Consider the following 20,028-nt stretch of genomic DNA (forward strand, 5'->3'; position numbering starts at 1 on the left):
GGGAACCTGCAGGCCCCCATAGCCCAATTGGCAGAGGCGGCGGACTTAAAATCCGTTCAGTGTCGGTTCGAACCCGACTGGGGGCACTAGCCCTGTTTCACCTCCCCGAGGTGAGACGGGGTTTTCTTGTGTTGAGCTGCATGTTAGCGTGATCCTAACGCACCGCAAATACCGCACCAACCGCGCCGGTATGCACCACAGAGACCACGAATAGGCCCACGGGAGACCACGATGGCCCGTCGCAGAACCACCCGCCGCTCTTTCGGTAAAGCCGAGCAACTGCCCTCAGGGAAATGGCGCGCCCGCTACACCTACCCGCCTGGAACCGAGCGCTACGCTCATAAGGCCCCGCACACGTTCTATCGCCGTACCGATGCAGAGGCCTGGCTCAACGCTGAGGAACGCCTCATCGAGTTGGGCATCTGGACCCCACCGGCAGACCGGAAAGCCGAACAGGTCCGCGCCAGCATCACCGTGCGGGAACTCATTGACCGGTGGCTCACCGAGAGCACATACAAGGCATCCACGATCAGTTCCCACCGCGGAAAGCTGAGCCCCCGTGTCCTCGGCCCCTCCCGGCCCGGTTTCGACTCCCTGGCCGCCGAACCCATTGCCAAAGTGGACCGTGAGCGTATCCGCCGCTGGTGGAAGGAAGTACAGGCCACATGGCCGACGACCGGTAACAGCAACTCCTTCGCGTACAAGCGCCTGCGTACCGCGTTCCAGTTCGCCGTAGAACATGATCTACTCACCGAAAACCCGGTACAGATCAAAGGGGCCGGAATAGCACCCCGCCCGAAGTCCCGGGACCATGATGTCCTCACCATCGAGCAGGTCCTCACCATCATCGACGCCATGCCCGCCCGCTACCGTATCGCCGTGTCCCTCATGTGCTGGGCGGGTTTACGTCTCGGGGAAGTCCTCGAACTCAGAAGTGCTGACCTCATCGGCCTTAACGGCACTGGAGCGGTGATCGTACGGGTACGGCGCAACGTCCAACGCGTCAAGGACGAGGCCACCGGGAAGCAGGTGCTGGTGGTCCTCAATTCCCCCAAAACCCCGGCGGGTAACCGGGACATTCAACTGCCGGAGAAGGTGGCGGCCGAGCTACGCGCTCACGTGGAGGAGTACGTCAAGCCTGACAAGGATGCCCTCATCATCACCACCAGCACCGGTAGGCAGATGATGGACACTCACTTCCGTCAGCCGTTCGCTACGGCGAAGGGGAGGGCTGGGAGGCCGGAGGTGACCCCTCATGACTGCCGTCGGTTTTACGGTACGTGGCTGGTGAACTCGGGCGTGGTGGCCCTAGAGGAGGCCCGCCGCCTGATGGGTCATGAGACGGTGGAGCAGTTGATGGAGTATCAGCGGTCCATGAAGGGTTTCGAGAAGCGGGCGGCTGATGCGATGAACGAGCTGATCCCCGAGCGTAGACCGATCTCTGAACAGTAGGGATGAGTAACGTATGCCCTGGTGTGCGCTCCTTCTGGACACGTGCAAGAGGTGCGGTATTATGGATCTACTACTTACCGGACTTGAAGCTCCACCCGCCGGAAGTAGGGCCCGGGCTCACGCCCCGGCTACCGCGCTGTAACACAGCGCCTCTGCTCCAGGCATCGGGCCCGTAGAGCAGGGTAATGAGAGGCCCTCCGTTTCAACAAAGGGCTCTCAGACATGCCTTCCTTGGGCGATACCTCATCTACCAACCACCCGAAGCTCCGTCCCGTTAATTGGGCCGCTGACGTCCTCGGAGTATCTGACGACACCATCCGCCGGATGATCTCCCGCGGTGAACTCGCAGGCTACCGAGTAGGCCGCTCCCTACGCGTCATGGAGCAGGACGTCCTCGACTACATCCGCCCTATTCCCACCGCGGGTATGGACCCCCATAACCGTCTGTTTGGGCTGCGGTGATCGACATGCCGCATGGAAATACCCCCGCCGGGGCAATGACGGGGGCACCAGAACACGGGGCAGTGTCTACGCCTGACGATACCACCCTCAATGGGGTGGACATTGAAACCCCGTTCCTCCGCGTCCTGCTGACTCTCCCTGCCCGGCGCGTCCTCGGCATCCTCGACGGCCTGGAACCCCACGACGTTCACCGCCCCCAACACCGGGTGATTCTCACTGCGGTTGCCCGGTGCGCGCGGAAACAGGTCGATGATGGAGACGATCACCACCCGGTCTCGTTCCCCGTTGCAGTCCAGCTCGACCTGAGCCGTACCGGCGACCTGGACCACCCCCACGTCCGTGAGCTTCTGCTAGACCTCGCCGCCGGGATCAACCCGGTACCGGAGTGCTGGGTAGTGGATATTGTGGCTGACCTCCGCCGCCTGCGCCTGCGTCGTGCCTGCGTAGCTGCGGGTGAGGCCCTGGTACAAGCAGGCCGTCACGGTGGGGACAGTGACCTCACCGGTGCGCTGAGGCACCTCCCGGCCCTGCTTGCGGTGGCTATCCGCGCCGGGCTCACCGTGGAGGAGGACCAATGACTGCCGTTGATTCGTGTGGTATCGAGCGGACCGCCGACGACATGGGGGCCGCCTTGCTGGATGACCTTGCCGCGTGGATGGACCGGTACATCAAGACCGCACAACCGGGTGACCTGCACACCCTTGTCCTATGGGCTGTTCATACCCACCTGGCCCTGGCGTTGTACACCTCGCCCCGCCTGCTGCTGGACTCCCCGGTACCTGGTTCGGGTAAGACGACCGTGCTCGACCACCTCAACCGGTTGTGCCACAAGCCCATGCAGGCCGCGTCTTTGTCCTCACCGTCGCTACTGGTCCGGTTCCTGGAACACGGGCCGCGTACCGTCCTGGTCGATGAAGCCGACCGGACCCTGAACCCCAAGGCTGAGGGGGTATCCGAACTGCTGGCCGTCCTGAACTCCGGTTACCGGCGCGGCGCGTCTCGACCTGTGCTGATCCCTGACCGTGAAGGCGGCTGGGCTACGCGGGAAATGCCCACGTTCGGGCCGGTCGCTATGGCCGGTAACGCCCCTGACTTGCCCGACGACACCCGTTCACGCTGTATCCGCGTGCTGCTGCTCCCGGATACCGAGGGCACCGTGGAAGATAGCGACTGGGAACTGATCGAACAGGGCGCGCTGGACCTCCACGCCCGGATCGAAACATGGGCCGACTACGTGCGGGAGGACGTGCGGACCACTCGACCGGAGTACCCCGAGGGGTTGAAGGGCCGTAACCGTGAACGGTGGGCCCCGCTGCTGCGGGTCGCTTACGCCGCGGGTGGTCACTGGCCTGGCCGGTGCCTGGAGTTGATCGACGCGGACCTGGAGCGGCAGGAGATGGACCGTGAGGCCGGTCTACAACGCACCGCGCGCCATATCGTGCTGCTCGACCATATCCGGCAGGTGTGGACCGAGGGTAGGCCGTTCATGCCCACGATGGAACTGCTCGCCCTGTTGAAGTCCACCCACCCGGACTACTGGAAACACCACGACTATGGGGAACTGACCCGGCAGGGCCTGGCCCGTATGCTCGCCAACCATTTCAACATCCGCGCCGTGCGTGAGACGGGCGGGGACCGCCACCGGGGATACTTCTACGTGGACCTGGAACCGGCCTGGAATGCGTTCGGGATGGGTGGGCCGACCCGTGAGGCGTAGGACCAATTGTGGGCCTACGGCCCGTAGGGCAGGTGGGGGTCCCACAAGTAGTAGGACGAGTAGGACGAGTAGGACGAGTAGGACGCCCGGCGCGTCTACCTGCGGAAACGTCCCCGTCCCATGTCGTCCTACGCCGGGTAGTCGTAGGACGAGTTGGCCGAAATCCGTCCTATTCGTCCTACTCGACCTACTCGTCCTACTCGACCTAAAGGGTCTACAGGTCATCGGACGGGACCGCGCCGGGACCCCTCTGTCGACTCATGGAAGGACCCGTCGATGACCGCTGACGCCTACTGCTGCTGTTTCCCCCGCCGCCGCCCCGCCGAGGTGTGCCTGGCCTACCACGGGACCACCCCGGAGACGTGGAAGTGGATACCCGGTTGGGAGGGCTACTACTTCGCCAGCGACAAGGGCCGTGTGCTGAGCGCCTACCGACAGGACGGGCGCGGGCTGAACATGGGGCGGGTACTGATCACCTCCACCGACGTGAAGGGCTACCCACTGGTGACCCTCTACCGGTACGGGGTACCCCACACCCGGCGCGTGCACGTCCTGGTGCTGGAGACGTTCACCGGGCCGCGCCCGGAGGGGATGGAGGCCCGTCACCTCAACGGCAACAAGACTGATAACCGGGTGGACAATCTCGCATGGGGTACCCGCTCTGAGAACACCCTGGACGCGGTACGCCACCGCACCCATCCCAGCGCCGCTAAGACCCACTGCAAGCGTGGTCACCTGCTCGACGGGGCGAACCTGAAACCATCGGGGTTACTCCGGGGCCACCGGGTATGTCTGGCCTGTGAGCGGGCGCGGAAGTACGTGGGCCGTCATCCGCAGCTGGACCTCCAGACGGTCGCTGATGACTACTACCGGCAGGTCATGGGGGAGGGTGACCCCATCGGGTAGGTCACAATCGAGTGACGCTCTGTGAGCGCGTATGAGCCTTTGAACCGGGGCGGGTGGGCTTGGGTCCCACCCGCCCCCATAACATCCTGGCGTCCCCGCTGGCCCTGATCTGGCCCCTGATTTGGGGCCCTGGGCGCGATATCCGGCGCGCCTGGTGCTGCCGTGGTCCTGCTGGGCCAACGAGGGGGTGGAACAAAGCCCTCGAACGTACGTGCCTGTGGGGGTGGGGTGTCCCCTAACCGCGCCGGGTAACGCCTGCTCACCGTATCTAACCGTGATAGGGATAGCGCCATGCGGGGGTAGCATGAGAACAGACGTTCACCACACCAGCTGAACCCTGGACCCTGAACAATGGAGGACCCCCGCCATGGGCAAAACCGACCCCGAAGCTATCGCCCGCGCCCACCGCCGAGCACGGGCTGTAGGACTCCGCACCGAGGGCCTGACCATCCGCGAGATAGCCGAAGCCCTCGACGTATCCGTGGGTACCGCCTGGGCCGACCTGGACACCGCCCTGCGCGACGTACCCGCCGAGGACGTAGACACCTTACGGCTGGTGGAACTGGAGCGCCTGGACGCCCTCCAGCGCGCCGTGTGGGAGGCCGCGCTGAGCGGGGACCTGCAAGCGGTAGACCGGGCCCTAAAAGTGATCGCCCTACGCTGCCGACTCATGGGCCTGAACGCCCCGGAGCGGATCGACGTGGGTAACACCGACCTCGACCTGGACAAGGCCGTGCGCGACCTGGTGGACGCTATCCAGACCCCACCAGCACCGCGCTACGGTGACGAGGACTTCCTGGACTACACCCCGGATGGTCGCCCCCTGCGCGACGATGACGGCAACCTGATCGACTACACCGACGGGGAGGTCTAGGGCCGTGGGTATCTTCGACCGCCGCCGTAGCACCCCGCCCGCCCTCGCCGTGCACGTGCTGCCCACCGCCGACGCTGATACCACCGTGGACCCACCGGTACCGGCACCCGGCGCGGGGGATCACCACCCTGATTACCCGGAGTGGGAGGAAGGCCGTAGCGCCCCGCGCCTGTTCCAACGCCTGGGCGGGTGGTCTGCGGGCTATCTGCCCCCTGGTGACCCCACGGAGCCGGGGACGGTCATGGTCGCCCGGTACCGGGCCCACCGGGTCCTCTGGGAGGCTGTGAGCACCTGGGAGCGGGAGATGGGCCGCCTGGACGCCGTGGCCGTGGCCCTGGAGCGTCAGGCGCGGGAGCGTGAGACCCTGGCCGCTGCTGCTGAGCGGGCCGACGCCGCCGAGCGTGAGCGGGTACAGGCTGAGCATCAGGCCCGTGCTGGGCGTCTGGAGGCCCTGGCCGTCACCGCTGAGTCCCACCTGCTGCGGGTGAACTTCGACGGGGACAAGGTGCTGTTGATTGCGGATGACCGGGACCATCCGGCCCTGATCGCCCGGTATCCGTGGGAGGAGAAACCCCCGGTGTGGCTGGTGGCCGGTGGTGTGGTGGTGCACCGCGCCGGGACCACCCTGGAGTCGGTGGGGGAGTTCCTAGACGGGTGGGAGACGCTGGTGGCTACCGCGGACGCTGAGCGCCGTCGGGCTGACCGTGAGCACCGACAGGCCGTGCTTGACGCGCTGCGGGCCCGTGTAGGGGAGGGGTGAGCGTGTCGGTCTGGTGTGGGGTCTGGTGGGTGTGGTGGTGCGCCGCTGAGCGTGGCCCCTGGTGATCGTGACCCCCGCCGCCTGGTCTGGTTGTGGCCTGGCCGCGGGGGGCGCCTCATGCCCTGGTCCCGGCGCGCGGGGTGGTGGTCTTGAAATCCAGATCTGTTCGACTTCCCGTAACGGGGGAGTAGTGTTACACCTATGAGGACACTTCTCTGTCCCGGTTGCTCCACTGAGCACACCCTGACCATCACCCGCCCGGCCTACCCCCTGGCTGTCTCACGGAAGGTGGGACGCCGCTGGTCCACCTCGCTGGAGCCGGTCTGTGAGTCCTGCGCGACCGCCCCCAACCCGCCGCACTCTGAGACGTACCCGCGCGGAATCCATCTGCGGTGGGTGGGCCCGGAAGCGTACGTGGACACTCCGGTGGGTGCCTGCGAAGCCTGCGACCTCCCGCTACGTCATCCCCGCGATCCCCGCCGCCACCGCTGCTACTGCTCCACCGCATGCCGCCAGAAGGTGTATCGGGTGACGGTGGGGGACCGGGAACACGTCTGTGACACATGCGGGGACACGTTCACCAGCAAGGCCGGGGCCGCGTACTGCTCGCCCGCATGTCGGCAGAAGGCGTACCGCCGTCGCTGTGCGGGGACCGCGTAATTCGCTAGATGTGTATGCGGATGTGTAACACGCTAGGGGCGTGTCTCTCAGGTGCGTAGGCGGACCGGGGACAGGAAGAAGGTAAGGGCCGACAGATGGTGATTGGCTAGTTGATTCTTAGGTCTCTACCTTGAATGTGAAAATGATGGAGAAACGCCGTGCACGCTGGGCGTTTCGATTTTTCGTTGCGAAGGGGTGCTGCTAGAGTCCCCAAGGTTACATACGCGTTATTCCACCTTAGAAAGTACCCCCATGGCGACGCTTACCGAAGACCAGGTGCGGTCTAGCGCAGACGAAATTCTAGGATTCTCTGCAAAGGAACCCGAGGTCCAGCAAGGCACTGGACAGATCACCACGTTCAATTCCCTCGGTTTCAGCGGTGTTGCTGATAAGCCAGATGGTTGGTATCTGCCGGACAACAAGGCGATGCCTGCGATCATCCTGGAGACGAAATCCACTCTTCACTCGCTCGACAGGCAGGAGTGGGTCGACGAGTTGAAGAAGAACGTCAACATCGTGCTCACGAAGTACGAGATCTGCATCGGTATCCTGTACAACCACGACGATATCCGTGTCTTCATGAACAACGTCGAAGTGGAGTCTGTGTCGTCCACGCTGGAGCACAAGAGCTACTACCTCAAGCTTGCCACCAACAAGCCGATTGACAAGACGCGCATCTACACGTTGACACAGCGCATTAACAATACGTTGCATTTTGATTTCGGCGTCAAGAACTTGTATCAACGGATGACCTTCACTGCATGTTCACTAGTTGCACTTCGTGAAGGGGCCTGGATTGCGCCCGGAATGGATTATGATAACTTCCACAATTCGATCCTGAATCAGCTAAACAAGTCACTGCAGAAGCACATCACTCGGAATTTCAAGTTGAAGTACCTGTCCGAGCAATTCAGCAAAGTTGAGATGGCTTATGGCGGAAGCCAGGATTCGATCGACAACTTCGTCGGCTGGATTAAAGAGATTTCCACGCTTCTAAACTCGGATAGCTGGGCCGGCGAAGACGTCATGGCGATCTTCTTCAATGAGTTCAACCGTTACAAGCCCAAATCCGAGCATGGCCAGGTATTTACGCCCGACCACATCACGGGCTTCATGACTCGACTGGTTGGGCTTCACGAGGACGACTACGTTCTCGACGCCGCGTGCGGTTCCGGTGCGTTCCTGGTTAGGGCCATGAACGTAATGATCGAGAAGGCGGGCGGTGTCAACAGCGCAAAGGCTACCAGGATTAAGCAGAACCAGCTCTACGGCATCGAGAAGGACAAGGAGATCTTTGCCCTCGCCGCGGCCAACATGCTGATCCATAAGGACGGCAAGACCAACTTGGAGCAGTTAGACTCCCGCGATGAGGAGGCAGCTGAGTGGATGGCGTCGAAGCCAATCACCAAGGTGCTGATGAATCCGCCCTACGAAAATAAGTACGGCGGCATGGACATCGTGGCAAATGTTCTGGATTCAGTGCAGCGTGGCACAATTTGCGCGTTCATTCTGCCGGATAAGAAGCTGGAGAAGGCGGGCGGAAGGAAGCTTCTCAAGAAGAACCGCCTGAACAAGATCATCAAGCTCCCCGAGAACACCTTCTGGGGCGTGGGAATCACCACCTCGATCTTCATCTTCACAGCGGGTGAACCACAGAATGGCCATGAGATCTTCGCCTGCAACATCGAGGATGACGGGCTGATCACCGTCAAGAACCAGGGGCGACAGGATGTGCGCAACCTGTGGCCCGCGATTGAAGATGAGTGGATTGAAATCATCCGCAAGCAATCGGGCCACGACTCAATTCAGTGGATTGACCCGAAGGAGCACCTGTCGTGGCAAGCGCCGATGGAGCCGTTTTCGATTACCGAGGAAGACTTCATCAAAGTAGTTATGGATTATGAGCTTTTCCATCGGGGCGTGGACGTAAAGAAGTTGGCTGCTGACCTCGGAGACCAGGCGCTTTACGGCGCCTTCGAAGACGGTAATGAATGATGGCCGAAATTGATGTATCTGGCTGGGGCGAGTTCCTGGTGGTCAGCCTGTTCGACTCGATAGTGCGGGGTAATCGGTTAAAGATCAGCGACCGCATTCCCGGTGAGACGCCTCTAGTGACCGCAGGCTTCGAAAATTACGGGATCGCGGATTACGTGGACGCATCTCGAGTAGTTAATCAAGAGCATTCCGGGGTGACAGTAACCGTTGATATGTTCGGAAATGTCTTCGTACGCACTGAGCCCTTTATCTGTGACGACAACATTCTGGTCTTCAAGAATGAGCAGTCTCTAAGGGCCAACGCGTTTATTGCCGCGACGTTGCGGGCAACTATTCGTACGCGATTCAATTATACGGACCAGTTCCGCATGAAGTCCTTGAATGGGTTGACGGTCAAGCTTCCTGTTACACCTGATGGTGAACCTGACTGGGGGTTCATGGAATCGCGAATCGAGCGCGTCCAGTACGGCGTTCAAAAGCGTGCTGACGATCTTGAGTCACAAATCGTTAGTTCGACTCCGATGGACGTGTCTGAGTGGGGTGAGTTTGTCGTGGGTGAGTTGTTCGAAATTCGACGAGGCGTTCGACAAAAGTCTCAGGACCGGAGCCCCGGTGGAGTTCCATACTACTCGGCTTCCGACACTAACAATGGCGTGGTTGACCACGTTAGTAATCCAGCGTTCTTGGCTGAGAACTGTATTGTTTACACCATTTTTGGTGACGTCTTCTATGCGCCAGGCGAGTTCACAGCCGGAGACGATGTGAGCCTGCTCCATCATGAGAAACTCAACGAGAAGAACGGGTTGTTTGTCGCGGCTGCACTGCGCCGCAACAAGTCTAAGTATTCCTTCAATGAGAAAGCCTTCTCCGGCAAGATCTCGAAGGACGTGATCAAGCTTCCCGTTGCTGATCACGGTGAACCCGACTGGGACTACATGGAGGCGTACATCTCGAATGTCGCTAAAAAGGTTAAGCAACGAGCTGACGTGTTCAATTAAAAAAACCTGCTGACCAGCACGCAATAGTAGGCAGCGGGGGATATTGGGCCAGCACTAGCCCGCGGTCCATCCCGCTGACCGTCCAGCGGTATCTGGTTAAGGTGTGGCCTGTTTCGCGGACATGAGTCAGCGGGGCTAAAGGGAGCAGATACCACGTTAGGGCCCACGGCCTAGTTAATCCGGTCGAAAATGTCCCTTCTGAGCTGGATCTATACTCATAAATGGTTGGTTTCCGACTGGGGGCACTTTTCTTTCCGGGCAGGCGCGCAATAAGTTACCTTGACGCATCAAGCTTGGGCGCGCGCACTGGGATAATGCGCACTCAGTCCGTCACCCCCGGTCAGATATTGCGCACCATCCCACGGCTTCACCGCGGAGACCTCTCGAACAGCCCCTTCACCCGTTCGGTCAGCTCCCCGTCCGGGCCGTCGACGACGACATCGGGGATGACATCCCGGGCGGGGATCGGGGCGACGGGTGCGGCCGGCCGCCCCAGTTCCGTACGCCAGCCCGCGATCTGCTCCGCCGATGCCGCGTAGACGATGCGCCCCAGACCGACCCAACCGTGCGCGGCGGCGCACATGGGGCAGTGCTCGCCGGAGGTGTACACCACGGCCTTTGAGCGTCCCCCGGGGGTGAGGTTCTCCACTGCCCAGCGGGCGATGGCGAATTCGGGGTGGCGGGTGTCGTCGCCGCCGGCGGTGCGGTTGTGGTCGGCGAAGAGTTCGGTGCCGTCGGCGGCGACGAGGACGGAGCCGTAGGGGTCGTTTCCGCTTTCCAGGGCTTGTTCTGCCAGGTCAACGGCTCGGGCAAGCCATTGTTGATCAAGATCAGAGATGCTCATGCCCGCCAGCATAGGTGGCTTGTTCTCTAGCATGGTCGGTATGCGTATTTTCGGTTTCAATTCCCATGGTGGCCCCGAAGTGCTGCAGCACCTGCAGGTGCCTGCCCCGACTCCCGGCCCCGGTGAAGTGCTCATCGACGTGCACGCCACCTCCGTCAACCCCGGTGATCTGAACACCCGCGAGGGCACCAATGATTTCGAGGTGATCTTCCCCATGGCCTTCGGTCGGGAGGCCGCCGGAACGGTGGCCGCCGTGGGGGAGGGGGTTGCGGGCATTGAACCGGGGCAGCTGGTCTTCGGTTCCTCCGCCTCCGGGCACGGTTCCTTCGGCGAGCAGGCGCTGCTCGCCGCCACCTCCGTCACCCCCGTCCCGGAGGGCCTGGATGTGCAGCACGCGGCGTGCATTCCGGTGGCCTACGGAACCGCCCTGGATCTGATTGACATGCTGGAGCTGCAGGCGGGGGAGCAGTTTGTGGTGCTCGGTGCCGGTGGTGGGGTGGGTACGGCGGTGACCTCCCTGGCCACCGCGCGGGGCATCGATGTCATCGGGGTGGCCTCCGCCCGCAAGAAGGAGCTGGTGGAGGCTCTGGGCGGTCGCCATGTGGAGTCCGGCCCCGGGTGGGTGGAGCGGGTCCGCGCGGTGGCGGGACACCCGGTGGCGCTCTTCGACCTGGTGGGCGGCGACGTCCTGCGGGAGGGGGCGGAACTCACCGACCGGCTGGTCTCGGTGGCGGACAAGCCGACGGTGAAGGAACTGGGTGGCACCGATGTCCCGCGCCGCCGCACGCGCGAGGTCTTCGGGGAGGTGGCGCGGCTCCTTGCTTCAGGCGAAGCCCAGGTCACCGTCAGTGACGTCCTGCCCCTGGCTGAGGCCGTCGTGGAGGACGGTCACGCCACGGGCAAGGTCGTGGTCACTGTCCCTTAGCGCGGTCCAGCTCTTCGCCGACGCGCGGCCACAGGCGCCGGAGGATGTCGTCCCAGGTGATCACGCTGACGCCCTCGCGCTCGTCGACGACCACCGCAACCTGCTCATTACTGGCGCGCATGCGGCCCAGCGCCTCGGAGAGCGTCATCGACTCGGGCAGCACGAGGCTGGGCCGGGAGTGCTCCCGCGCGGGGCAGTCGGGGGTGGCGAGCAGAGTGTCGCGCACGTGCACCAGGTGGGGGACATCAGAACTGTCATCGATGAGCGCCCGCATGAGGCCGGTGGACCGGGCCCATTCCTGGACATCGACGACGGTGGCCCCGGCGGGCAGGACCTCACGCGGGGCGACGGCGTCACCGAGGGTGAGGACATCGAGGTCGATGACCCCGGCGATCTGCGTGGCGTCGGTCACGTCGAGGGCGCCCTGTTCCCGGGAGTGCTCGACGAGGTGCTGCAGCGTCTCCGGGTCGTAACCCTTCGCTGCGGCACGTTCGACCGGCTCCTCACCGGCCCGGGCCACCAACCGGTTGGCGATGATGTTGATCCACATCAGCAGGGGCCGGAAGACAGTGATGAAGCCGCGGGCGGGCCGGGCAATGAGCGTCAGCGCCTTCTCCGGGTGGGCGATGGCCCACGACTTCGGCGCCATCTCGCCGACGACCAGATGCAGGAACGTCGCGATGAACAGGGCCAGCGCGAAGGCCACGATGTTGGAGGCGAAGGGTGGGAGCGGGGTGCCGTCGAGAAGCTCGACCAGCGCATGGTGGATCCACGGTTCTGTGACCGCACCCAGGGCGAACGTCGCCACGGTGATGCCCAGCTGGGCGCCGGCGAGCATGATGGTCAGCTCGTTGAGACTGCGCAGCGCGGCGCGTGAGGACGCCGAGGTCTCCGCCGTCTCCTCGAGACGGTTACGGCGGGCAGCCAGCAGGGAGAACTCGATGATGACGAAGAATGCCGAGGCGGCGATGATGAGCACCGTCAACGGCAGGGCGACATACCAGTTGCTCATGAACGCTCCTCCTCAACCAGTTCGATGCGGACCTGGGCGGGCACGTGGTGGTCGATCTTCTCCACCCGCACGTCCAGGCTGCGTAGCGGGGCGTCCCCGCCTTCGACGTGGTCGTCCGGTTCCGGGGCGAGTTCGATGCGGTGGACCTCACCCTCCTCGACCAGACCGCCGGTGTGGGCGATGAGCAGCCCGGAGATGGTCACGAAATCCCCCTCGGGCAGGTCGTGGCCGATGACCCGCTCGATCTCGTCGAGCGGGGTGTCACCGTCGACGAGCCAGGTGTCTTCACCGGTGGGGGTGATCTCCTCGGTCTCCTCGACATCGTGCTCGTCGGTGACGTCACCGAGGATCTCCTCGGCCAGATCCTCGACGGTGACGATGCCGACGAAACCGCCGTACTCGTCGATGACGCACGCCAACTTCTCGTGCGCCTCCTCGAGGGCGTCGACCGCCGCGGGAAGCGGCATCAGTTCGGGCACGACCAGAGGCTCCCGCATGAGAGCGGTGACCGGGGTGGCGTCGGGAAGCTCCGTGCCCAGCACGTCCCTGAGGTGGACGACGCCGACCGGGTCATGGTCAGCATCGATCACAGGATAACGGGTGTGGGCCGTGGCCATGAGCGCACGGATCTCCCCGATGGTGGCGGCGGGATCCACCACATCCGTCCGGGAACGCGGGACCATGGCGTGCTCGACGTCGTATTCATGGAAGTCGAGCAGGCGGCCCAGGACCAGCGAGGTCCCGGTGTCCAGGTCACCGCTGTCCCGGGAGGCGGAGACGATGTGCTCGAGATCCCGCCGGGTGGCGGTGGAGTCGACGTCCTCGAGCGGCTCGATCCGGAACAGTCGCAGCAGGGCATTGGCGGAGTAATCGAAGAAGCGGATCAGCCAGCCGAACACCTTCAGGTATCCCGACGTGGACCGGGCCAGCGCCAGGGAGGACTTCAGGGGGGCGGCGAGCGTGTAGTTCTTCGGGAAGAGTTCACCGAAGATCATCTGCACAATGGTGGACACCGCCAACGCGAGGACGGTGCCCACGCCCACGGACACGGCGGTGGGCACACCGACCCCGCCGAGCAGGACGCCGAGCTGGCGGCCCACCAGCGGTTCCGCGGCGAAACCGACGAGCAGGCCCGTCACGGTGATGCCCAGCTGCGCGCCGGAGAGCATGAAGGAGGTGCGTTCGGTGACCCGGAGGGCGGAACGGGCCTTGCTGTCGCCCTCCTCCGAGCGCCGGCGCAGGACTGTGCGGTCCACCGACATGAAGGCGAATTCCTGGGCGACGAAATAGGCGTTGAGTGCGATCATCACCCCGATGACGAGAATGCCGCAGAGCAGGATGGCGGCAGCGGTGATCATGCCGTCCCCCTCATGCGCCGGGTGTCAGAGGGACGGTATGAACATTCGGGAGGCTCCATTGAGGAGATTCCACCTACGCTTTCTCAGTTTTCCAGGATGTGTTGGGAGAAGTTTAATGGATAACCACTCGCCGGGGGAACTAACGGCAGTTTTGTTACGTTGTACAGGGTACAAAGCTTAAGTCCGTACAAGGACAGGAACAGAAAGGTACGGGGTCACATCTTGCGCAGCAGCAACCCTGTCATGAATTCACTCACCACAGTCAAGGGCGGCGCCCAGCGCGGCGCCTACCCCTCGGGTATGCCCCAGGGGTACAACGATCCGTACGCGGGTTATGGCCAGGCACCGGCCACCGTCACAGGCGACCGCCCGATGACCGTCGATGATGTCGTCTCCAAGACCGGCATGACCCTCGGCGTCATCGTCCTGTTCGCCGTGATCAACTTCGGCATCTCCCTGTTCAACCCCGGCGTGGCCATGCTCCTGACCATGGTCGGCGCCATCGGCGGCCTGATCACCGTGCTGGTGGCCACCTTCGGAAAGAAGTACGGCTCCGCGGCCGTGACCCTCATCTACGCGGTCTTCGAGGGCTTCTTCGTGGGCGGCATCTCGGTGCTGTTCTCCGGTATGCTCGTCGGTGATGCCAACGCTGGCATCCTCATCGGCCAGGCCGTCCTGGGCACCGTCGGTGTGTTCCTGGGCATGCTCTTCGTCTACAAGACCGGTGCAGTCAAGGTCACCCCGAAGTTCAACCGCATCATGACCGGCGCCCTGGTCGGCGTGCTGGTCCTGGCCCTGGGCAACCTCCTGCTGGCCCTGTTCACCGGCGCGAACCCGCTGCGTGACGGCGGCATGATCGCCATCATCTTCTCCCTGGTCTGCATCGGCCTGGCGGCGATGAGCTTCCTCTCCGACTTCGATGCGGCCGACAAGATGATCCGTGCCGGCGCCCCCTCCAAGATGGCCTGGGGTGTGGCTCTCGGCCTGGCCGTGACCCTGGTCTGGCTCTACACCGAGATCCTGCGCCTGCTGTCCTACTTCCGGGGTAATTAACAGCGCAGATAAAAATGGACCCGCATGCTGCGGGTCCATTTTTTTTATTCCCCCAGGTAAAAGGCGATGGTGCGGTCAGCCTGGGCGCGGGCGGCGGTGGAGTCCCCCTCGGCGTCGGCAAGCGCCCGGGCCCAGAGGTGGGCGACCTCGCGAATGAAGGCCTCCTCCTCGCCCTCCTGCGCGTCGGTGTCCATCGCCATGTGGAAGGCCAGCGCGACCAACGCGCTGTCCCAGCCGATGCCGCCGGCTGCCGGGCCGTAGGCCGCCCAGTGTTCATCGGCGGGGGCCAGGTGTGTCAAGGTCAGGCGCGTGCCGGGATCGGCGGGGGAGAGGGTGATCTCGACGGTGCTGAGATTGTCGTTGTCCTCCCACGTCAGGCGCAGGAGCCGCTCCGGCGTACAGGTGGTGATCGTGCCGCTGACCCCGCTGTCGGCCAACCGGAAGTGGCCGCCCTCACTGAGAGCGCCGCTGACCGTCTCGAACCAGTTCTCCAGGCGGGCAGGATCGGTGAGGGCATCCCACAGGTCGACCTCGGAGGCGGGGTAGGTGCGGGAGAGTTCGACGCCGACACCGGCGCCCTCCCGGACGACCCGCCGCGTGACGAGCGGGATCTGGTCGAGCAGGTTCACTTTTCTTCTCCCTGGTCAGAGGATGACGGGTTCCCCGTTGGCGGACAGCCGTGAGAATACCAGCCCCTGCGGGTCCTGAACCGGCTGGGAGACCTCCACGCTGAGGCGCGGGCGTGTCCACTTTCAGGGCGTAGGGCTGCTCATTGGGCGGGGAGCAGGCGGAAAGAACAGCACCCGGGCCGGTGGCGGTGGTGGGGACCCCGCCGGTGACCCGGGTGCGACGCGCGATGATCACGCCATGTATGTCTAGTTCTGGGTGGTGACGTCCCCGAAATCAGGCCTGTCCTCGTCGATGAGGCTGCCGTCAGCACCACCGGCACCGTTGGCCGGGGTGGTGGTCGTGGTGGCCTCGGAGGTCTCCTCCGCGTCGGTCTCGGTCTCGGTGGCCCGCGGAGCGCTGAACTCAGTGGCGGTCTCGACCTTCTGGTCGGAGGGCTGCTCATTCGGCGGGGAGCAGGCGGCCAGCGCGAGAGCGAGCGAAGCGGCGCCGGCGACTGCGGCAGCCTTGCGGGCGAAGATGCGGGTCATGGTGGGGATCCTCCCTGTAGTCACTGAATTCGGATACGAGATTACTTGGCCGCGCGCGGCGTTGCGGCAAGTTGGGAATCGTAGGGCCTCGCGGACATGAGGGTCACGCTGAGGGTCGTCCCGTTCGGGGCGGTGTACTCCCGGGTCTCGCCCTCCTGTGCGCCCAGCAGGGCGGCACCCAGCGGGGAGTGCTCGGAGTAGGTCTCCAGGTGTTCGTTATCCGTCGCAGCGGCACGGGTGCCGATGAGGAAGGTCTCCTTGTCGTCCTTGTCGCCGTTGTAGTAGACGTGGACGACCGAACCGACGAGGGCCACTCCCTCGACGACACCCTCACGCTCAGTGGTGGAGTTGGCCAGCAGCTCGGAGATCTGCTTGATGCGGGCCTCCTCCTGGTCCTGCATCTCGCGGGCGGCGTCGTAGCCGGCGTTCTCCTTGAGGTCACCCTCCTCGCGGCGCTCGTTGATCTCCGCGGCGACGGCCGGACGGTGATCGATCAGTGCCTGCAGCTCACGCTCGAGCTTCGCCTTCATTTCCGGGGTGATGTACTGCTTCTGGTTTTCAGCCATGGCTAAGTGACGTCCCTGCCTTCCCTATCCCTGGGTCCGGTGGGGCACATCCGACGGGGAGCCTCGTGCCCCCAGCAAGCGCGTCACCCACCGGTGTGAACAATTGCCCCGGATTTTAACACAGGTGCCCGGGGCGACATCACTCGACTGCGTCGCCGGGCCCGATGGTCAGATGGCCGGGGATGAGCGTGGAGCAGCCGTAGACGCTGCCTGAGACGGGCAGGTCACGGGAGGGGATGTCCACCTGGAAACGCTGGATCGGGTCCCCACCAGGTTCAATCAGCAGCTCCCGGCGGCCGACCTCGGCCATCTCGTAGTTGATGGCGGTGACGATGCAGTAGGAGGCCACGTCCGGATCGTCCCGGGTGACGTCGACCCACAGGCGCATGGTGGAGTCGTCGACACGCTCGTGCGAGACCATGGAGATGGTCACGTCCCGGGTATCCCGGTTGGCCAGGAACTGGGCGAGGGCGATGATGATCGCGCCGATGAGGAGCACACCGACCACCGCGACGATCTTGCCTCCGACACCTCCCGGCTTCTGCGGTGTGCGGTCCGACCCGTAACGGGCTTCGGGGCGGGGGGCAGCGGGAGAGCTCATCAACCATCCTCTGGGAGACCTGAACGTGGATCGGCATCATCCTAATGGATGGGCCGGTGAGGACCTGCTTTCCCACTGACCGGCCAGGCCCATTAGGATGGTGGGGGTTGATATCCCCTGGTATCACCACGAACAACCGAGAAAACCAAGACAAGGAAGCGACACGTGAGCGGATTCCGGCTCCTGGCTATTCATGCGCACCCCGATGACGAATCGTCGAAGGGTGCGGCGACGACGGCACGTTACGCCGCCGAGGGCAACCGGGCCATGGTGCTCACCTGTACCGGCGGGGAACGCGGTGACATCCTCAACCCTGCCATGGACCGGCCCGGCGTGCTGGAGAACATCATCGACATCCGCCGGGAGGAGATGGCCACCGCCGCCGAGGCTCTCGGCGTCGAACACGTGTGGCTGGGCCACGAAGATTCCGGCCTGCCGCAGGGTGACCCGCTGCCGCCTCTGCCGGAGGGCTGTTTCGCCCTCGTCCCGGGTATGGACGTGGCGGAGGAGTTCGTGAAGATCATCCGCGACTTCAAACCGCATGTGATCATCACCTACGACGAGAACGGCGGCTATCCCCACCCCGACCACCTCAAGGTGCATGAGGCGTCGATGATCGCCTGGGAGAAGGCCGGTGACCCGGACTTCGCCCCCGAGCTCGGCGAGCCGTGGACCCCGCTGAAGCTGTACTACACCCACGGCTTCGTCCACCAGCGCATGAAGATGTTCCACGACCTGCTTCTCGCGGAGGGGCGCACCAGCCCCTACGGACCGATGCTCGAGCGCTGGGAGCGCAACCCCGCCGACATCATGGCGCGGGTGACCACCCAGGTCGAGTGCTCGGAGTACTTCCCCCACCGGGAGGCCGCCCTGCGGGCGCACGCCACCCAGATCGACCCGGCCGGTGCGTTCCTGGCCACCCCGGCGGAGGTCCAGCAGCAGCTCTGGCCGACCGAGGAATTCGAACTCGCGAAGACCCGTGTGGCAACCTCCCTCCCGGAGGATGACCTGTTCGCGGGCATCCCCGCGGACAAGAAGTAGGAGAAGACAAGATCATGGATGTCATCACCGACCTGATGATCCTCGCCCAGCAGCAGCAGGGCGGCCCCCTGGGGCCGGAGTTCGGCAAGGCCTCGCCCATCGGCCTGCTCATCCTCGCCGTGCTGGGTGTCGCGGTGATCTCCATCGGCTGGGCCTTCCACCGCCGCTACAGCCGGTACAACCGCCGGCGCGCCTTCGCCGAGGCCCACGGCCTCGACGTCTTCGACCAGGAGGCCGTCGACAAGGCCATGGAGGAGGCCGGGCTGCTGGACCGCCGCAAGAAGAGCTGGTTCTAGCCAGAAACCGGGACCTGTGTTAAAGTGCAGGTCATGTTCGTCTGGCGATTTTATTTTGGAGAGGCTCCGGGGCTGAGTGACAGCCACCACCGCCTCGCCGTGTCGCCTGCGCGCTAACCGCCTGCGAACCGACGAACACCCCGGAGCCGAGCAGCACCTCCCCGAGAAATCGGGTCGAGGGGCTGCTTTTTTGTTTGTCCGGCACACAGACCCCGCACAATGAAAACCCAGTGAAAGGTTCACGAACCATGACCGTCGCCACCTACGCCTCCACCTCCAACCGCCGCGTCGTAGCCTTCCACGACCTGCCCAGCCCGGAGGATGTCCGCGACCGCCTGCCGATGACACCCGCCCAGGAACACCGCGTCGAGAGTGACAGACAGCAGATCGCCGACATCTTCAACGGCGAGGACGACCGCCTCGTTGTCGTGGTCGGCCCCTGCTCGATCCACGACCCCGAGGCCGCCATCGACTACGCCAACCGTCTGGCCCCGCTGGCCTCCCTGCTGGCCGAGGACCTCAAGGTGGTCATGCGCGTGTACTTCGAGAAGCCGCGCACCACCGTCGGCTGGAAGGGCCTGATCAATGACCCGCACCTCGACGGCTCCTACGACATCAACCACGGCCTGGAACTGGCCCGCAAGGTCCTGCGCGAGGTGGTCAACCTCGAACTGCCCACCGCCAGCGAGTTCCTCGAACCGAACTCCCCGCAGTACTACGCCGACCTGGTGTCCTGGGGCGCCATCGGTGCCCGCACCACCGAATCGCAGGTGCACCGCCAGCTGGCCTCCGGCATGAGCATGCCCATCGGCTTCAAGAACGGCACCGACGGCAACATCCAGGTCGCGATCGACGCGGTCGCGGCCGCCTCGAAGCCGCACTTCTTCTTCGGCACCTCTGACGGCGGTCGTCCCGCCGTCGTGGAGACCGCCGGCAACGAAAACTGCCACATCATCCTCCGCGGCGGCACCGCCGGCCCGAATGCGGATGCGGAGTCTGTGGCGGGCATCGTCGAGAAGCTGCAGGTTCGCACGGACACCCCGCGCCTGATGATCGACGTCTCCCACGCCAACTCCGGCAAGGACCACGTGCGCCAGGCGGAGGTAACCGCGGACGTCGCCAGGCAGATCGCCGCAGGCGACGAGGCCATCGCCGGCATCATGATGGAATCCTTCCTCGTCGAGGGCGCCCAGTCCCTCGACACCGCCAAGCTGCCTGCCAACGGCGGCGCAGGCCTCGTCTACGGCCAGTCCGTCACCGACTCATGCATGAACATCGACACCACCGTCGATCTGCTCGGTGAGCTCGCGGCCGCCGTCCGCGCCCGCCGGGCACGTCGGCAGCAGTAGGT

At 64.2% G+C, this 20,028-nt stretch carries 21 protein-coding genes and 1 tRNA gene; 15 read left to right on the plus strand and 7 right to left on the minus strand.

All coding sequences use genetic code 11. From position 1 onward, the window contains the following. Positions 1–12: 12 nt before the first annotated feature. The 10 genes from NYP18_RS03540 to NYP18_RS03585 all read left to right on the plus strand — a co-directional run bounded on the left by NYP18_RS03540 (position 13) and on the right by NYP18_RS03585 (position 9,824). Positions 13–86: transfer RNA gene (locus NYP18_RS03540), tRNA-Leu, on the plus strand. A gap of 145 nt (positions 87–231) precedes the next feature. After that, positions 232–1,452, plus strand: a complete 1,221-nt coding sequence (locus NYP18_RS03545; RefSeq protein ID WP_259426802.1) for a tyrosine-type recombinase/integrase — start codon at positions 232–234, stop codon at positions 1,450–1,452. Positions 1,453–1,683: 231 nt separating this feature from the next. Further along, positions 1,684–1,914, plus strand: coding sequence for a helix-turn-helix domain-containing protein (locus NYP18_RS03550; protein ID WP_259426803.1), 231 nt, complete (start codon positions 1,684–1,686; stop codon positions 1,912–1,914). A gap of 95 nt (positions 1,915–2,009) precedes the next feature. Beyond that, positions 2,010–2,492, plus strand: coding sequence for a hypothetical protein (locus NYP18_RS03555; RefSeq protein ID WP_259426804.1), 483 nt, complete (start codon positions 2,010–2,012; stop codon positions 2,490–2,492). After that, the gene (locus NYP18_RS03560) at positions 2,489–3,631 is read left to right on the plus strand and encodes a DUF3631 domain-containing protein (RefSeq protein WP_259426805.1); all 1,143 of its coding nucleotides are present in this window, start codon (positions 2,489–2,491) and stop codon (positions 3,629–3,631) included. The genes NYP18_RS03555 and NYP18_RS03560 overlap by 4 nt, the downstream gene beginning before the upstream one ends. A 276-nt stretch (positions 3,632–3,907) precedes the next feature. Further along, positions 3,908–4,537: an HNH endonuclease gene (locus NYP18_RS03565; protein ID WP_259426806.1), complete on the plus strand. Its 630-nt coding sequence runs from the start codon at positions 3,908–3,910 to the stop codon at positions 4,535–4,537. Between the two features lie 367 nt (positions 4,538–4,904). Next, complete coding sequence (locus NYP18_RS03570; protein ID WP_259426807.1) at positions 4,905–5,411, plus strand: helix-turn-helix domain-containing protein; 507 nt, start codon at positions 4,905–4,907, stop codon at positions 5,409–5,411. 4 nt (positions 5,412–5,415) lie between these two features. Next, positions 5,416–6,171: a hypothetical protein gene (locus NYP18_RS03575; protein ID WP_259426808.1), complete on the plus strand. Its 756-nt coding sequence runs from the start codon at positions 5,416–5,418 to the stop codon at positions 6,169–6,171. A gap of 912 nt (positions 6,172–7,083) precedes the next feature. Next, entirely contained in the window at positions 7,084–8,826 is a 1,743-nt protein-coding gene (locus tag NYP18_RS03580; protein ID WP_259426809.1) for an HsdM family class I SAM-dependent methyltransferase, read from the plus strand. After that, a complete protein-coding gene (locus tag NYP18_RS03585; protein ID WP_259426810.1) occupies positions 8,826–9,824 on the plus strand; it encodes a restriction endonuclease subunit S in 999 nt (332 codons plus the stop codon). The genes NYP18_RS03580 and NYP18_RS03585 overlap by 1 nt, the downstream gene beginning before the upstream one ends. 367 nt (positions 9,825–10,191) lie before the next feature. On the opposite strand, the gene NYP18_RS03590 is transcribed toward NYP18_RS03585, so the two are convergent. Further along, the gene (locus tag NYP18_RS03590; RefSeq protein ID WP_259426811.1) at positions 10,192–10,668 is read right to left on the minus strand and encodes a nucleoside deaminase; all 477 of its coding nucleotides are present in this window, start codon (positions 10,666–10,668) and stop codon (positions 10,192–10,194) included. Between the two features lie 40 nt (positions 10,669–10,708). Here NYP18_RS03590 and NYP18_RS03595 point away from each other — a divergent pair, with 40 nt between their 5' ends. After that, positions 10,709–11,593 carry a quinone oxidoreductase family protein gene (locus NYP18_RS03595; RefSeq protein WP_259426812.1) on the plus strand — a complete coding sequence of 295 codons (885 nt, stop codon included), beginning with the start codon at positions 10,709–10,711 and terminating at the stop codon, positions 11,591–11,593. Here the strand turns inward: NYP18_RS03595 and NYP18_RS03600 are convergent. Together NYP18_RS03600 and NYP18_RS03605 are read right to left on the minus strand one after the other, a co-directional pair. Then, a complete protein-coding gene (locus NYP18_RS03600) occupies positions 11,580–12,605 on the minus strand; it encodes a CNNM domain-containing protein (RefSeq protein WP_259426813.1) in 1,026 nt (341 codons plus the stop codon). The genes NYP18_RS03595 and NYP18_RS03600 overlap by 14 nt on opposite strands. Further along, on the minus strand, positions 12,602–13,963 hold the full coding sequence (locus NYP18_RS03605; RefSeq protein WP_259426814.1) for a hemolysin family protein: 1,362 nt from the start codon (positions 13,961–13,963) through the stop codon (positions 12,602–12,604). The genes NYP18_RS03600 and NYP18_RS03605 overlap by 4 nt, the downstream gene beginning before the upstream one ends. A gap of 222 nt (positions 13,964–14,185) precedes the next feature. On the opposite strand from NYP18_RS03605, the gene NYP18_RS03610 reads away from it, so the two are divergent. Beyond that, entirely contained in the window at positions 14,186–15,016 is an 831-nt protein-coding gene (locus NYP18_RS03610; protein ID WP_259426815.1) for a Bax inhibitor-1/YccA family protein, read from the plus strand. Positions 15,017–15,060: 44 nt separating this feature from the next. Here the strand turns inward: NYP18_RS03610 and NYP18_RS03615 are convergent, their stop codons facing one another. The 4 genes from NYP18_RS03615 to NYP18_RS03630 all read right to left on the minus strand — a co-directional run bounded on the left by NYP18_RS03615 (position 15,061) and on the right by NYP18_RS03630 (position 17,340). After that, entirely contained in the window at positions 15,061–15,645 is a 585-nt protein-coding gene (locus NYP18_RS03615) for an SRPBCC domain-containing protein (protein WP_259426816.1), read from the minus strand. Positions 15,646–15,891: 246 nt separating this feature from the next. Further along, positions 15,892–16,173 carry a hypothetical protein gene (locus NYP18_RS03620; RefSeq protein ID WP_259426817.1) on the minus strand — a complete coding sequence of 94 codons (282 nt, stop codon included), beginning with the start codon at positions 16,171–16,173 and terminating at the stop codon, positions 15,892–15,894. A gap of 41 nt (positions 16,174–16,214) precedes the next feature. Next, positions 16,215–16,739 carry a transcription elongation factor GreA gene (gene greA, locus NYP18_RS03625; protein WP_126119691.1) on the minus strand — a complete coding sequence of 175 codons (525 nt, stop codon included), beginning with the start codon at positions 16,737–16,739 and terminating at the stop codon, positions 16,215–16,217. Between the two features lie 139 nt (positions 16,740–16,878). After that, on the minus strand, positions 16,879–17,340 hold the full coding sequence (locus NYP18_RS03630) for a DUF4307 domain-containing protein (protein WP_259426818.1): 462 nt from the start codon (positions 17,338–17,340) through the stop codon (positions 16,879–16,881). 165 nt (positions 17,341–17,505) lie between these two features. Between NYP18_RS03630 and mca the strand changes: the two genes are divergently transcribed. From mca to NYP18_RS03645, 3 genes are all read left to right on the plus strand, one after another. Beyond that, positions 17,506–18,381 (plus strand): mycothiol conjugate amidase Mca, encoded by an 876-nt coding sequence (mca, locus tag NYP18_RS03635; protein WP_126119689.1) that lies wholly within the window; start codon positions 17,506–17,508, stop codon positions 18,379–18,381. Between the two features lie 14 nt (positions 18,382–18,395). Beyond that, entirely contained in the window at positions 18,396–18,677 is a 282-nt protein-coding gene (locus tag NYP18_RS03640) for a hypothetical protein (protein WP_259426819.1), read from the plus strand. A 248-nt stretch (positions 18,678–18,925) separates the two neighbouring features. Next, complete coding sequence (locus NYP18_RS03645) at positions 18,926–20,026, plus strand: 3-deoxy-7-phosphoheptulonate synthase (protein ID WP_259426820.1); 1,101 nt, start codon at positions 18,926–18,928, stop codon at positions 20,024–20,026. Positions 20,027–20,028: the final 2 nt, after the last annotated feature.

The organism is Corynebacterium lemuris (assembly GCF_024919295.1).
In the GTDB taxonomy this organism is placed as follows: Bacteria; Actinomycetota; Actinomycetes; order Mycobacteriales; family Mycobacteriaceae; genus Corynebacterium; species Corynebacterium lemuris.